Here is a 13,794-nt window from a genome sequence, read left to right on the forward strand (position 1 = left end):
ACCAGCCCGGCCAATATTGGTGCTGACGTATGCCACCTGAACCTGCACAAAACCTTCTGCATCCCTCACGGCGGCGCCGGTCCGGGCATGGGCCCTATTGGTGTGGCCAAACATTTGGTTCCTTACCTGCCGGGCCATGCGGTTGTGGACATTAACAATGAAAAATCAATTCATGCGGTGTCTTCCGCGCCATGGGGATCAGCTTCTATCCTGATCATCTCACATGCTTATATTGCGATGATGGGCGGGGAAGGCCTGACCAATGCGACCAAATATGCAATTCTGAACGCGAATTACATGAAGGCGCGTCTGGAAGCGCATTATCCTGTTTTATATTCCGGAGCTCAGGGCCGTTGTGCACATGAGATGATCCTGGATTGCAGGAGCTTCAAAAACTTTGGGATTGAGGTAGTCGATATTGCCAAAAGGCTAATGGACTACGGCTTCCATGCGCCTACGGTATCTTTCCCGGTTGCGGGAACACTGATGGTGGAACCTACAGAGAGCGAACCTAAGCATGAGCTGGACCGTTTCTGCGATGCGCTGATCGCGATCAGAAATGAGATCACCGCGGTAGAAAAAGGTGAGCTGGATAAAATAGACAATCCTCTGAAAAATGCACCGCATACAGCTACTGTGGTGACGGGTGACGACTGGAGCCATGGTTACAGCAGGCAAACTGCAGCATTCCCGCTTCCTTATGTCGCAGCCTATAAATTCTGGCCGTCTGTGGGAAGGGTGAACGATTCGTTTGGCGACAGGTCACTGGTCTGCGCCTGTCCGCCGATAGAAAGTTATGAGGAAAGTTACGCTTAGGCGCGATTCTTAACATACATCAATTTGAACAGCTAAACCATTTGTTAGATTTGCTGTCATAAAATACAACAGGCCGGGAAATGAGCCCGGCCATTAAAAACCTAGCATACTGTACCATGAAATTGAAAATCACATCACTTGCGCTGCTTCTTATCGCAGCAGTTTCCTCGGCTTTTATAGCTCCGGCGTTCAAGGCAGCGTCTTACAAGGTAGACCCTGCGAAATCATCCCTGACATGGGTAGGCAAAAAGCTGACCGGTGGTCATAACGGCACCATAGCGCTTCAGTCGGGAACACTCGTTTTTGATGGCAAAAAACTGGCGGGCGGTAATTTCGCCATCAATATGGCCACGATCAAAGATGCGGAAGGAAGCGCCAAACTGGAGGGTCACCTGAAGGCTGATGATTTTTTTGGTGTGGACAAATTTGCCACCTCTACCTTTGTGATCAAAAAAATCAGTGGCGGAACAGGCAATACGATAAATGTAACCGGAGACCTGACCATTAAAGGCATCACCAATGCCATCTCCTTTCCTGCTGCTGTAGCCTGGAATGCTGATGGGTCTGTAACTGCAACTGCAGCAAAAATAGTCGTGGACAGAACCAAATACGGCATCAAATTCAGATCGAAAGGTGTGTTTCCTGATGTCGGGGATAAAATGATCTATGATGATTTTGAACTGGCAATTAAGCTGGTTGCATCAAAATAAATGACAATGTAACACTTGTATAGACAATCTAACAAAAATATTACCTGATTGTAGTCCCTGATCTTGAAAAGATTAGGGACTTTTTTTTTGACCCGCTTACAGCTTGTGTGTTTAAACATTATATTTTTTGCATACATTAGTTCTTATACCTTTAGTTCTCCTTAGTGCCATATGACAGAGATCAAGATTAACATGCTGGTTATTGATGATGATGAAATTAACATTTTCATCATCAAAAAGATTGTTGAAAAAACCGGATATGCTGTCAGCTTAACCTCGAAAAGCAACGGGCAGCTGGCACTTGATTATTTGACGGCACTTGTTAAAAACGGAGATCCTTTTCCGCAGCTTATATTGGTAGACATCAATATGCCTTTACTAAACGGATGGGAGTTTTTGGAGGCTTATGAAAAACTGAACATGCTGGAACAGACCCATATGTATATGGTATCGTCCTCAGTTTACGAAAACGACATTGAAAAAGCCAAATCTTATAAGGCCATAAGCGGTTTCATATCTAAACCACTTTCTATTGGGCGCTTAACCGAACTTTTGCGGCTGATTGCTCATTAATGATGCTTCAGCGGCTGATCAGCTGATCTTAAACTGACCATCTTCATAGGCCACGAAGCCGGTAGCTTTTGATTTTGCATGGTAAAACAGGCAGTTCCAGTTTTCGGTTGCGGCTTTTATTCCAAATTCTTCCCGCAGCTCCATGGCTTTACGGCCATCAAAGTCATACTTGGCAATAAATCTGCGCAGCAGTTCCTCTGGTTCGGGAAGAACATCACCACCAAAGAATACTTTGTCTGTACCATCGTCGAGCAGGAATACCTGGTGATAAGGCGTATGTGCACCTGTTAACTCGTAACTAATCTCCTCTGTAAGCTGTCCTGTCCCTTCTATAAACCTAAGCTGAGCGTTGCGCTGTAAAAAATCAAAGATCTCCGTTTTGTAGGAGGAAGAAGGACTCGTAAATGCACGCTCCCACTCTCCCTGCTGGATCACATAAGCAGCATGGGGGAAACTCAGTTCCATACTGCCGTCCTTTTGATGGATCATCCCGCCGGAATGATCGAAATGTAAATGGGACATCAGGACAAGGTCTACATCATCAGGGTTAAAGCCTGCTTTCCTGATGTTTTCATGCAGGATCAGGCGGCCTTGTTCATCGCTGTAACCAAGGCCGGTATCAAACAGGACAAGGCTATCTTTCAACTGGACCAAAAAGGGCTGGATGTGTATGAACAATGAGGCCGGGCGGTCTTTGGGATTGTCCTTTTCAGGGTCAAAAGGAATAAATTTTTTGTCCGCGGCTACCGAATAAGAACCTTCAAATAATGGGAAAACTTGCAATGCCTTAATATTAATTGGAAAAAAAGAATTTATGATATATTTACGATATCATTGCAAAGATAAGGAACCTTAACGAACTTATCACTTTGTGAAGAGGGCATAAAAAGAACGAGAATCTGAATGGAAAAAAGATGGGTGCAGGCCGTAAAGGGCAATCAGGAAAACGCAGATTTGCTTGCACAACAGTTGACTATAGACCTAAGCCTGGCTGAAATTTTAGTGCAGCGCGGCATAGACAGCTTTGATAAGGCGCGTGATTTTTTCAGGCCGCAAATGGCACATTTGCATGATCCTTTTTTAATGAAGGACATGGATAAGGCGGTTTTAAGAATTGATGCGGCATTGCAGAATGGTGAAAAAATATTGGTTTACGGCGATTATGATGTGGATGGCACTACCTCTGTAGCGCTGACCTATGGCTTTTTCAGCGGGTTTACTGAAGCCATTGAATACTATATTCCCGACAGGCATAAAGAAGGCTATGGCATTTCTACTGAGGGTATAGATCATGCTGCTGCAAACGGATTTACGCTGATCATTGCCCTGGATTGCGGGATCAAATCAGTGGAGAAGGTAGCTTATGCCACGACTATGGGTGTTGATTTCATCATCTGTGACCATCACCTGCCGGGTGATGTGCTTCCTGATGCGGCAGCGGTACTGGATCCGAAACGGGCGGACTGCGATTATCCTTTTAAAGAACTGGCGGGCTGCGGTATAGGGTTTAAACTGGCTCAGGCCTATTGTCAAAAGCATCAGCTGCCACCAGAAAAATACGAACAGTATCTTGATCTGGTCATGGTGAGCATAGCTGCTGACATTGTGCCTGTGGAGGGAGAGAACAGGATACTGGCACATCACGGGCTGGTGAAACTCAACAAAAAGCCTTGCACAGGACTGAAAGCTTTGATGGAGATCTCGGGAAAGAACAAAGATTATACCCTTACAGATGTCGTATTTGTCCTGGCTCCAAGGATCAATGCGGCCGGAAGAATGGATCATGCGAGCCAGGCAGTAAAAATGCTGATCTGCGATGAAGACCTGCTGGCTCAGGAGCAAAGTTCATTCATCAACCTGCAAAATACAGAGCGAAAAACTTCTGATCAGAACATGACTGCTGAGGCGCTGGCACTGATCGGCGAATGTGAGATCCTGATGGGGAAAAAAACAACTGTGGTTTATCATGAAAGCTGGAACAAGGGAGTGATCGGCATAGTGGCTTCGAGGCTGATCGAGAAATACTACCGGCCGACGGTAGTGCTCACTGCTTCAAACGGCTTGCTTACCGGATCAGCAAGATCTGTTGCGGGTTTTGACCTGTATGAAGCCCTGCTGGCATGTGAAGACCTGCTGGTACAGTTTGGCGGGCATAAGTTTGCAGCGGGACTGACGCTGAAGCCGGAAAACATGGAGCTTTTTTCTGAAAGATTTGAAAATATCGTGGCCGCAACAATTACTGAAGAACTGCTGAGGCCGGAACTGGGCGTAGATGCGATGATTGAGTTCAGTCAGATCATCCCCAAATTTCAGCGCATCATCGCACAAATGGCTCCTTTCGGCCCGCATAATCTCGCACCGGTATTTGTAACGCACAACGTATTTGTCACAACGAAGCCGCAGGTTGTGGGCATAAAACATTTAAAATTGATGTTAAAACAACAAAATTCCATTATTTTTGAGGCTATTGGATTTGGACTTGCGGAATATGAAAGTCTTTTACAACCAAATGAGCCTTTTTCTGTTTGTTATACAGTGGAAGAAAATGTATGGAAAGACAAACGCAGTCTGCAACTAAATATTAAAGCCATTAAAACCAATATAACTGGATGATCTTAAGAGCCGAGAACCTCATTAAAAAATACAAGCAGCGTACCGTTGTAAATGACGTATCCTTTAGTGTCAGCCAGGGTGAAATAGTAGGACTGCTGGGGCCTAACGGTGCGGGAAAAACTACTTCATTCTACATGATCGTAGGACTGATCAAACCCAATGAAGGCAGGATCTTTTTGGAGGATGAGGACATTACAACTGACCCGATGTACCGCCGTGCTCAAAAGGGCATCGGCTACCTGGCACAGGAGGCCTCAGTATTCAGGAAACTCTCTGTGGAAGACAACATTATGGCGATCCTGGAGATGACCGATATGGGCAAGGAAGAACGTCATGAAAAACTGGAAGAACTGATCTCCGAATTTAGCTTGCATAAAGTACGAAAAAACCGGGGAGACCTGCTTTCGGGGGGCGAACGCCGGAGGACCGAAATTGCAAGGGCCCTGGCTGCAAGTCCTAATTTTATCCTGCTGGATGAACCTTTTGCCGGGGTAGATCCTATTGCGGTAGAAGAAATCCAGACCATTGTGGCCAAACTTAAGCAAAAGAACATCGGAATCCTGATCACGGATCATAATGTCCAGGAAACGCTGTCTATTACGGATCGCGCCTACCTGCTGTTTGAGGGAAAGATCCTGGAATCGGGTACTCCCGAGGTACTTGCTGCCAATGAAATGGTAAGGAGGGTATATCTGGGCGCTAACTTTGTGCTCCGCAGTAAAAATCTATAACCAATATAATCCAAGCATGGCTATTGTAAATTCAATTTTTACCTGGTATATGAAAAAGCGCGTTCACCAGATCGAGCTTTTTATAAAATACCCGCATGATGTGCAGGAGGAATGGTTTCACAAACTGATCTCCAGTGCGGAGGATACAGAATGGGGAGAAAAATACGACTACAGGACCATTGAAACGCCGAAGCAGTTTAAGGAGCGGGTCCCTTTACAAAATTACGATACGCTAAAACCCTATATTGAGCGCATGCTCAAAGGTGAGCAAAATATCCTCTGGCCTACGGAGATCAAGTGGTTTGCCAAATCATCGGGCACGACCAGCGACAGGAGTAAATTTATACCGGTGTCTGAAGAATCCCTGCAGGAATGCCACTTTAAGGGCGGTAAGGATATGCTGTCTATATTCTGCAACAACAGACCGGACAATGAGATCTTTACCGGGAAAGGCCTGGTACTTGGCGGCAGCCATCAGATCAATCAGCTCAACGAGGATTCCTTTTATGGTGACTTGTCTGCGGTGCTGATCAAAAACCTCCCGATGTGGGCGGAGTATTACAGGACACCGAACATTTCGATTGCCCTGATGGACAATTACGAAGAGAAGATGGAGAAAATGGCTGAGGCTACCATCACGGAAAATGTAACCAATATCGCTGGTGTTCCTACCTGGACCATCGTACTTGCAAAAAAAGTTTTGGAGATAACGGGGAAGAAGAACCTGCTGGAAGTATGGCCCAACCTGGAGCTTTATATCCATGGTGCGGTAAATTTTAAACCATACAGGGAACAGTTCAAAGAGCTGATTCCTTGTAGTAACATGTATTATCTGGAGACCTATAATGCTTCAGAAGGCTTCTTTGGTATACAGGACGAGGTGGATTCGGACGAAATGCTGCTGATGCTCGATTATGGAATTTACTATGAGTTTCTGCCGATGGAGCATATTGACAGGGAAAACCCGGATACTTTATCGCTTGAACAGGTGGAGCTGCATAAAAATTATGCGATCATCATCAGTACAAATGGCGGATTGTGGCGGTATATGATCGGGGATACGGTTCAGTTTACCAACCTCTCCCCTTACCGCATCCGCATTACGGGAAGAACGAAACATTTCATCAATGCTTTTGGAGAAGAAGTCATTATAGACAATGCTGAACAGGCCATCTGCAAGGCTTGCGATGCTACTGCTGCCGTGTTTAAAGATTATACGGCCTGCCCTATTTATTTTAAGGGTAAGGAAGCCGGCGGGCATGAATGGATCATTGAGTTTGACCAGCAGCCTAATAATTTTGAACGCTTTGTGGATGTACTGGATCAGACCCTCAGGGAGGTAAATTCCGACTATGATGCGAAACGTTTTAAGGATATGGCACTGAGACGGCCGAAAGTACACAATGCCCCTCCCCATACCTTTTACAACTGGCTAAAGTCCAAGGGAAAACTTGGCGGACAGCATAAAGTTCCCCGCTTGTCCAATGACCGGACGTATGTGGAAGAAATTTTACCGTATCTATAACAATTTGATTTTTTTTAGCTATATTTCAATTAGCTTATCCTTAATTACTTATGAAAACCGTACAACAAATACTTAATGTCAAGCCTTTGCAGGTTTTTTCTGTTACAGAAGGCTCTTCTGTACTGGAAGCACTCCATTTAATGATGGAAAAGAACATTAGCGCTCTGCTGATCGTCGAGGGTCAAAAGCTTCTGGGTATTTTTACGGAAAGGGATTATGCCCGTAAGATCATACTGCATGGCAAATCTTCGGCGGATACACCGGTGAAGGAGGTCATGACTGCTGATCCGATCACGATCAAACCTACAGACAGTATAGATCTGTGTATGGAGATCATGACAGAGAAGCACATCAGGCATCTTCCGGTTGCAAATGAAGGTCAGCTGCTCGGTATGGTGTCTATTGGTGATGTGGTAAAATTCATCATTGCTGATCAGAAACTCACTATATCTCAGCTGGAAAGTTATATCAGCAGTTAGGCAAATTCATCGTTTTTAAGATACCGTGTCGTCATTGCGAGGTACGAAGCAATCCCGTGATGAGATTGCTTCGTACCTCGCAATGACGAGGGATATATACCGAGGAACAGTAGTTTCCTACCAGATCTTTACTCTTTTATCTGGAGCTAAATACAGTGAGTCTGTTGCTTTTACATTAAATGCGGTATAGAATTCAGGTATATTCCTGACTACGCCGTTTACCCTGAATTTTGCAGGAGAATGCGGGTCAGTACCAACCTGGTTCCTGAGGGCTTCTTCTCTGGCTTTGTTCAGCCATACCTGTCCCCAGCCTATAAACACACGCTGCTCACCTGTGAACCCATCCATCACCGGTGCCGGTTTGCCATTTAAGCTGGTCCTGTATGCTTTTAGTGCAATACTCAGCCCACCAAGATCACCGATGTTCTCACCAAGAGTGAAATCCCCGTTTACGTTGAGGTCCGGAAATACTTTAAAGCCGCTATACTGGGCGATCAAAGCATTAGTCCTTTTTTTGAATTCGCTTTGGTCCTTGGTTGTCCACCAGTTGCGCATTACGCCATTTCCGTCAAATGTACTGCCCTGGTCATCAAAGCCGTGACCGATCTCATGACCTATTACTGCTCCAATGCCGCCGTAATTTACAGCGTCTTCGGCTTCCATATTGAAAAAGGGTGGCTGTAAGATTGCCGCAGGGAATACAATCTCGTTCATGGTGGGATTGTAATAGGCATTGACCGTTTGCGGGGTCATTCCCCATTCAGAGCGGTCTACTGGTTTGCCCAGCTTGCCGATCTGACGGTTGTACTCGAAATCGGTTGCGCGCTTGTTATTTCCGTAAAGGTCGTGCTTTACAATCTTCAGCGCACCATAATCTCTCCATTTATCAGGATATCCTATTTTAGGGGTAAATTTGGCGATCTTGGTCAGTGCCTGTTTCTTGGTCTCCGGACTCATCCAATCCAGTTCTTTGATGCTGGACTCGTAAGCTTTCAGCAGGTTACCTACCAGTTTCAGCATACGTTCTTTCGCCGCAGGCGGAAAATGTTTTTCTACATAAAGTTTGCCCACCATTTCGCCTAATGCGCCGTTGACCACATCAACTGCCCTGCGCCACTGGGGCCGCTGCTCAATAACACCGTACAACGTTTTTGCATAAAAATCGAAGTTTTCCTTGTCCAGAGCTGAGGTTAGCGTAGTTGCCGCGCCGTGGACCACTCCCCATTTGAGATAGGTCCTCCAGACGTCAACCGGTGTGTTTTTTAAAATGGCATTAAGGTCTTTAGTGTAAGCCACCTGACAGACGACCAGGCTGTCTTCTTTGCCCACTCCTGCTTCAGTCAGCAAAGTATTCCAGTCGAAATCCGGCAGCAGCGTATTCAGGTTTTTGACAGCATATTTGTTGTACAGCCCTGCCATGTTCCTGGTTTCTTCTTTTTTCATATGTTTGGAAGCAAGCGAAGTTTCCAATGTCATGATCTGCTCTGCTTTGGCTTTGGCGTCTGGAATACCGGCTATGCTGAGCATGTGTTCCACATGAGCTACATACTTTGCTCTTATTGCAGCTGATTTGGCGTCTTTCAGAAAATAGTATTCCCGCTCAGGAAGGCCTAAGCCACCCTGCCAGCTGTACAGCATATATTTTTTGGGGTCTTTAAAATCTTCGAGCACACCTACACCAAAAGGGGCCAGGTTGCCCAGTTTGCCTGCATAGGCAAAATACGCGGCCAGGTCCTTTGCTGAAGCAATGGCGTCTATTTTTTTAAATTCGTCGTTAAGCGGGACCAGACCTATGGAGTCACGAACTTTGAGGTTCATGTAGGATTCGTAATAATCACCAATCTTTTGCTCCTCTGAATCAGTTTTCGGGCTGCCTTTGGCCGCGTTTTCGATCAGTGCTTTTACATCTTCCTGCGCCTTATCATTGACCATGGCGCCTACCCCATAAGAGGCCTTATCTGCGGGGATCTTGGTATTCTTCACCCAGGTGCCGTTCACATACTGCGTAAAGTCGTTGCCGGGCACGGCTGTGGTATCCATATTTTTGAGCAAAATACCCGACTGCAGCTCGTCGCTGCTTTGCGGATTGTTACAGGCGCCTGCAACCAGCAATGCTGCTGCGAGTACGGGCAGCGCCATCATTCTTTTTGTTTTTATCATGAATATAATGTTTAGTGTTACTCAAATTTAATAATTCATTTTTAATCCTGGGTTAATATTGGAGGCCTAATTTTATAGTGCTCACCAAACCCTAAGATTATGATCAGCACAAAGATTGGCTATAATGCTGTTTTGAAAACAGAACTGGTTGATGACCTTCATAAATACCAGGTTCCTCCCGCACCTGCCGGCAGCTTTCCTTACCGTCTGCAGCTGGAGCACGAAGACAAGCTCAAGGGCAAAATGGTATTCCACATGACAGGAGATACGGGCGGGACCGAATCTTCTGAGCAGCAGGAAAGAACGGCAAAGCAAATGACCGGACAATACCACGGTGCTGATCAAAAAGAAGATCAGCCGGCTTTTCTGTATCACCTTGGAGATATCGTCTATCACTTTGGTGAAGCAGCGGGTTATGTGAACCAGTTCTTAGCGCCTTTTGAATGTTACCCTGCCCCGATTTATGCCATAGCAGGAAATCATGATACTGATGTAGATCCGGACAGTGAGGAACCTTATGAAAGTCTGGAAGCTTTTAGTACTGCATTTTGTAACAGAAGTTCAAAAACGATTTATTTTGGGGAAGAAGGCAATAGAAAAAGCCAGGTACAGCCCCACGTTTACTGGACCATGGAATCGCCTCTTGCCATCATCATAGGCTTGCATACCAATGTGCCAAAATACGGGTATATCAACCGTGAGCAAAGGAACTGGTTTGTCGGGGAGCTGAAAAATGCTGCCGAAAATCATCCGGATAAGGCCCTGATCGTATGCATGCACCACGCACCTTATTCCGCTGATGTCAATCACGGATCGAGCAGGCCCATGATTGAATTTTTAGAAGGCGCATTCAGGGACTCAGGTGTTAAACCTGATGCTGTATTCAGCGGCCATGTACACAATTACCAGCGGTTTAGCAAACAGTATCAGGACGGAAAAATGGTGCCCTATATCGTTGCCGGCGCCGGAGGTTTTGATGAACTCCACCAGCTTGCCAATCCTCTGGATGTGACCTGCGATACCCGGAGCCAGTTATTTGAGGGTCTTCAACTGGAGAACTATTGTGACGACCGCCACGGATTCTTAAAGATCAGCATCGAAAAAACTCCGTTCAGCTTTACCTTAAACGGAACTTACTACGCCATACCTTTTGATCAGCAAATACAAGAGCCGACGGCGTTTGATCATTTTACAATTGACCTGACCGGCCGTTGAAAATGTGAAATTTATGACCTTTACATTTAGGCCTGATTCTTGATTTGATCTTAACTTTGCAATAGCAAATCAGTAAAGGAAATGACAGAATTGGACAAAAGTATTTCTGTAGCAGCATTATTTAGTGTTGTGATCTTACTCGCTGTTGTAGAAATGTTCTTTAGCTACATGCACGACAGCAAACATTATAAAAAAAGCGACACAATGACCAACATTTACTTAATGACTGTGGCTTTTGTGATCAATGTAAGCATGAAGGCTGGCACTTTTATGCTGCTGCAATATTTTTATCTGCATTACCGGCTGTTTCAAATTACGAATACCATCACTTACTGGATCGTACTGGTCCTGGCGCAGGATTTTTTGTATTGGGTGCTGCATTATACCGGGCACTACGTCCGCCTGTTCTGGGCAATGCATGTGACCCACCACTCCTCAGAATATTTTAACCTCACTACAGGCTTCCGGTCTACAGTATTTGAGCCGCTTTACCGTGTTTTCTTTTACCTCCCGCTTGCATTGATGGGATTTAATGCCTTTGATATTCTTTTTGCTTACCTGATCACGCAGATCTATGGCAATATGGTACATACCAGGCTGGTCATGAAACTGCATCCGGTCGTTGAATATATCTTTGTCACGCCATCACACCATCGTGTTCACCATGCGAGTAATTTGCGCTACCTGGACAAGAACATGGGAATGGTGCTGATTTTGTGGGACCGCATTTTTGGTACTTTCCAGGCGGAGGTTGCGGATGAAGAAATCAGGTATGGACTGACTAAGCAACCCGAAGATACAGGCCCGGTCAATGTCATCTTCCACGAATTCATCGCGTTATACCGGGATGTCCGGCGGGCCCCTACCTTTGCAGATAAATTGAAATATGTATTTTATCCGCCGGGATGGAGCCACGATGGCAGTACCCAAACGGCAAGGGTAATGCAGCAAGCCATTAATTCCTGATGAAAAAACTGAAGCAGATCGTTGAAGATATAAAGTTACTGGACGGCAATGATCCGGAACAATTACAGGCTCTGCTCTGGAAACTAATCTGCTATTCGCCAAAAATGCCGGGCCGTGTACATCAGCAGGAATTGACAGACCGTGCTGAAAAAGATCAGCTAAAAGTGTACGATGAATATTTCAGCCAGTCAGATCTCAGCTTCAATACTTTCAGATGGGGCAAGGGCCCGGTAAAAGTATTGTTAACTCACGGCTGGGGTTCTAAGGCCATTGATTTCAGCGAACTCATCCATGCTTTGCTGCAGAATCCTGATATTGAGGTCCGGGCCTTTGATGCGCCGGGAAACGGAAGTTCGGAAGGTGAGCTGAGCAACCTTATTCTGTTTGCAGACGCGGTAAAACAAATGCAAAAAACTTTTGGAATGCCGGATGTCATGATCGGCCACTCGCTTGGCGGCATGGCCAATGCGCTGGTGGTTGACCAGACCACTCAATATCCTGAAGTATTGATCAGCATAGCCCCTCTGGTGAACCTGACGGAGAACTTCAGAACAACGATGACTGCAGTGGGTATAACCGAAGCGGCTCAGCAGCACTTTTTCAAAAGCTTTGAGGATTTGTACGGAATAAATACTGACCGCTTCCTGCTCAATGACATGTACAGCTTTGCGGGCAAGTTAAAGCACTTGCTGCTTTATGAACTGAATGATTACATTTCACCTGCTGACTATATCCATGCTTTTCTGCAGGAACACCCTGAGATCAGGGTATCACAGTATATTGATACCTCGCACGCTAAAATAATCGTAGACCCGAGGGTGATTGCCGAGATCGGTCAGTTCATTAAGATCCATCTAGATTAGATCTGCGGGCTAATGTTTAATACCAGGCCCTTGCGGGGGAAGCGGCACAAATTCTGTTTCTCCGGGAACCGGGTCAAAAGTTTGCTCCAGCCAGGCGTTTTTGGCTTCTTCAATCCGTTCACGGGATGAGGCGACAAAGTTCCAGTAAATGAACCTTTCCTCCGGAAAGGGTTCTCCGCCAAAAATATAAACAGTGGTATTTTCCTGCAGGGTAAACTCACAAAGCTTGCTGTCTTTGGCCACCAATATTTGTTTGGGACCAAAAGTATGCTCCTCACTTTCTATCGCACCCTCTAAAATATACAAGGCGCTTTCACCGAACAGTTCAGCCCCGATGGTGATGGTTTGCCTTGCGGCGGATTTGAGCTCCAGAAGATAAAGAGGACTGTACACAGGAACGGGAGATCTGTGCCCCAGCACCTCCCCTGCGATCAGTTTGAAATGCACACCGTCCTGTTCCCAGGCAGGCAGCTCATCTTCATTGACATGGAAGAATTCAGGCTGCATTTGTTCCAGTGATTTGGGCAGTGCTACCCAGATCTGCAGACCATGCATCATCTTATCAGATGTACGCAGGTATCCGGGGGTCCTTTCGGAATGGACGATACCTTTCCCGGCCGTCATCCAGTTGATCTGGCCGGGTTTGATCTCCACTTCTGTTCCTAAACTGTCTTTGTGCATGATGGCGCCTTCAAAAAGATAAGTGAGTGTGGAAAGGCCGATGTGCGGATGCGGGGGAACGTCAAGGTTCTCATGATCGCTCAAACATACAGGCCCCATATGGTCTATGAATGCAAATGGCCCCACCATTCTTTTTTCACGAAAGGGCAGCAGTCTGCCCACCATAAAATTGCCGATGTTGCTGGGTCTTTCTTCGATAATGAGCTGGATATTTGACATGGCTATAAAATATATTTTGAATTTACGCATAAAAAAGCCTTTCAGCAAATGCTGAAAGGCTTTTGGCATGATGATATGTTTAGGGGTGTGCTATTGTTTGTCCGACCAGACCCGGCCTGCGAGGTTATCGCCTCCGGGTACTGCTGAGGATGCGGCTTTGTAGTTGGCACCGTTTTTAGCGGCCTCGTCTAATGGATATGGGAACCTGCGCGGAATGGTTCCGTTTGTCGCGTTTCCAGGATA

General features: G+C 45.9%; 12 protein-coding genes and 1 pseudogene. 10 read left to right on the forward strand and 3 right to left on the reverse strand.

The genetic code is table 11. The features are described 5' to 3' along the window. The 3 genes and pseudogenes from VK541_RS09025 to VK541_RS09035 all read left to right on the forward strand — a co-directional run. Window positions 1-816: pseudogene (locus VK541_RS09025) on the forward strand (glycine dehydrogenase (aminomethyl-transferring)); the annotation flags it as partial. Window positions 817-932: 116 nt separating this feature from the next. Next, window positions 933-1,526 carry a YceI family protein gene (locus VK541_RS09030; protein WP_324369129.1) on the forward strand — a complete coding sequence of 198 codons (594 nt, stop codon included), beginning with the start codon at window positions 933-935 and terminating at the stop codon, window positions 1,524-1,526. Between the two features lie 171 nt (window positions 1,527-1,697). After that, the gene (locus VK541_RS09035) at window positions 1,698-2,099 is read left to right on the forward strand and encodes a response regulator (protein WP_324369131.1); all 402 of its coding nucleotides are present in this window, start codon (window positions 1,698-1,700) and stop codon (window positions 2,097-2,099) included. An 18-nt stretch (window positions 2,100-2,117) separates the two neighbouring features. Here the strand turns inward: VK541_RS09035 and VK541_RS09040 are convergent, their stop codons facing one another. Next, window positions 2,118-2,882: an MBL fold metallo-hydrolase gene (locus VK541_RS09040; RefSeq protein ID WP_324369133.1), complete on the reverse strand. Its 765-nt coding sequence runs from the start codon at window positions 2,880-2,882 to the stop codon at window positions 2,118-2,120. Between the two features lie 120 nt (window positions 2,883-3,002). Between VK541_RS09040 and recJ the strand changes: the two genes are divergently transcribed. Genes recJ through VK541_RS09060 form a run of 4 tightly spaced genes read left to right on the forward strand, consistent with a single transcriptional unit; the run spans window position 3,003 to window position 7,447 of the window. Further along, window positions 3,003-4,712 (forward strand): single-stranded-DNA-specific exonuclease RecJ, encoded by a 1,710-nt coding sequence (recJ, locus tag VK541_RS09045; protein WP_324369135.1) that lies wholly within the window; start codon window positions 3,003-3,005, stop codon window positions 4,710-4,712. Then, window positions 4,709-5,443, forward strand: coding sequence for an LPS export ABC transporter ATP-binding protein (gene lptB, locus VK541_RS09050; RefSeq protein WP_324369137.1), 735 nt, complete (start codon window positions 4,709-4,711; stop codon window positions 5,441-5,443). Before recJ ends, lptB begins: the two co-directional genes overlap by 4 nt. Window positions 5,444-5,459: 16 nt before the next feature. Further along, window positions 5,460-6,968 (forward strand): GH3 auxin-responsive promoter family protein, encoded by a 1,509-nt coding sequence (locus VK541_RS09055; RefSeq protein WP_324369139.1) that lies wholly within the window; start codon window positions 5,460-5,462, stop codon window positions 6,966-6,968. Between the two features lie 50 nt (window positions 6,969-7,018). Further along, on the forward strand, window positions 7,019-7,447 hold the full coding sequence (locus tag VK541_RS09060; protein WP_324369141.1) for a CBS domain-containing protein: 429 nt from the start codon (window positions 7,019-7,021) through the stop codon (window positions 7,445-7,447). Window positions 7,448-7,564: 117 nt separating this feature from the next. On the opposite strand, the gene VK541_RS09065 is transcribed toward VK541_RS09060, so the two are convergent. Next, window positions 7,565-9,607, reverse strand: coding sequence for a M13 family metallopeptidase (locus VK541_RS09065; protein ID WP_324369144.1), 2,043 nt, complete (start codon window positions 9,605-9,607; stop codon window positions 7,565-7,567). 99 nt (window positions 9,608-9,706) lie between these two features. On the opposite strand from VK541_RS09065, the gene VK541_RS09070 reads away from it, so the two are divergent. The 3 genes from VK541_RS09070 to VK541_RS09080 all read left to right on the forward strand — a co-directional run bounded on the left by VK541_RS09070 (window position 9,707) and on the right by VK541_RS09080 (window position 12,651). After that, window positions 9,707-10,822 (forward strand): metallophosphoesterase family protein, encoded by a 1,116-nt coding sequence (locus VK541_RS09070; RefSeq protein WP_324369146.1) that lies wholly within the window; start codon window positions 9,707-9,709, stop codon window positions 10,820-10,822. 81 nt (window positions 10,823-10,903) lie between these two features. Then, window positions 10,904-11,788, forward strand: coding sequence for a sterol desaturase family protein (locus tag VK541_RS09075; protein ID WP_324369148.1), 885 nt, complete (start codon window positions 10,904-10,906; stop codon window positions 11,786-11,788). Then, on the forward strand, window positions 11,788-12,651 hold the full coding sequence (locus tag VK541_RS09080; RefSeq protein ID WP_324369150.1) for an alpha/beta hydrolase: 864 nt from the start codon (window positions 11,788-11,790) through the stop codon (window positions 12,649-12,651). Before VK541_RS09075 ends, VK541_RS09080 begins: the two co-directional genes overlap by 1 nt. A 9-nt stretch (window positions 12,652-12,660) precedes the next feature. On the opposite strand, the gene VK541_RS09085 is transcribed toward VK541_RS09080, so the two are convergent. Beyond that, entirely contained in the window at window positions 12,661-13,551 is an 891-nt protein-coding gene (locus VK541_RS09085; RefSeq protein ID WP_324369153.1) for a pirin family protein, read from the reverse strand. Window positions 13,552-13,794: the final 243 nt, after the last annotated feature.

Source organism: Pedobacter sp. (genome assembly GCF_035317785.1).
Classification (GTDB): Bacteria; Bacteroidota; Bacteroidia; order Sphingobacteriales; family Sphingobacteriaceae; genus Pedobacter.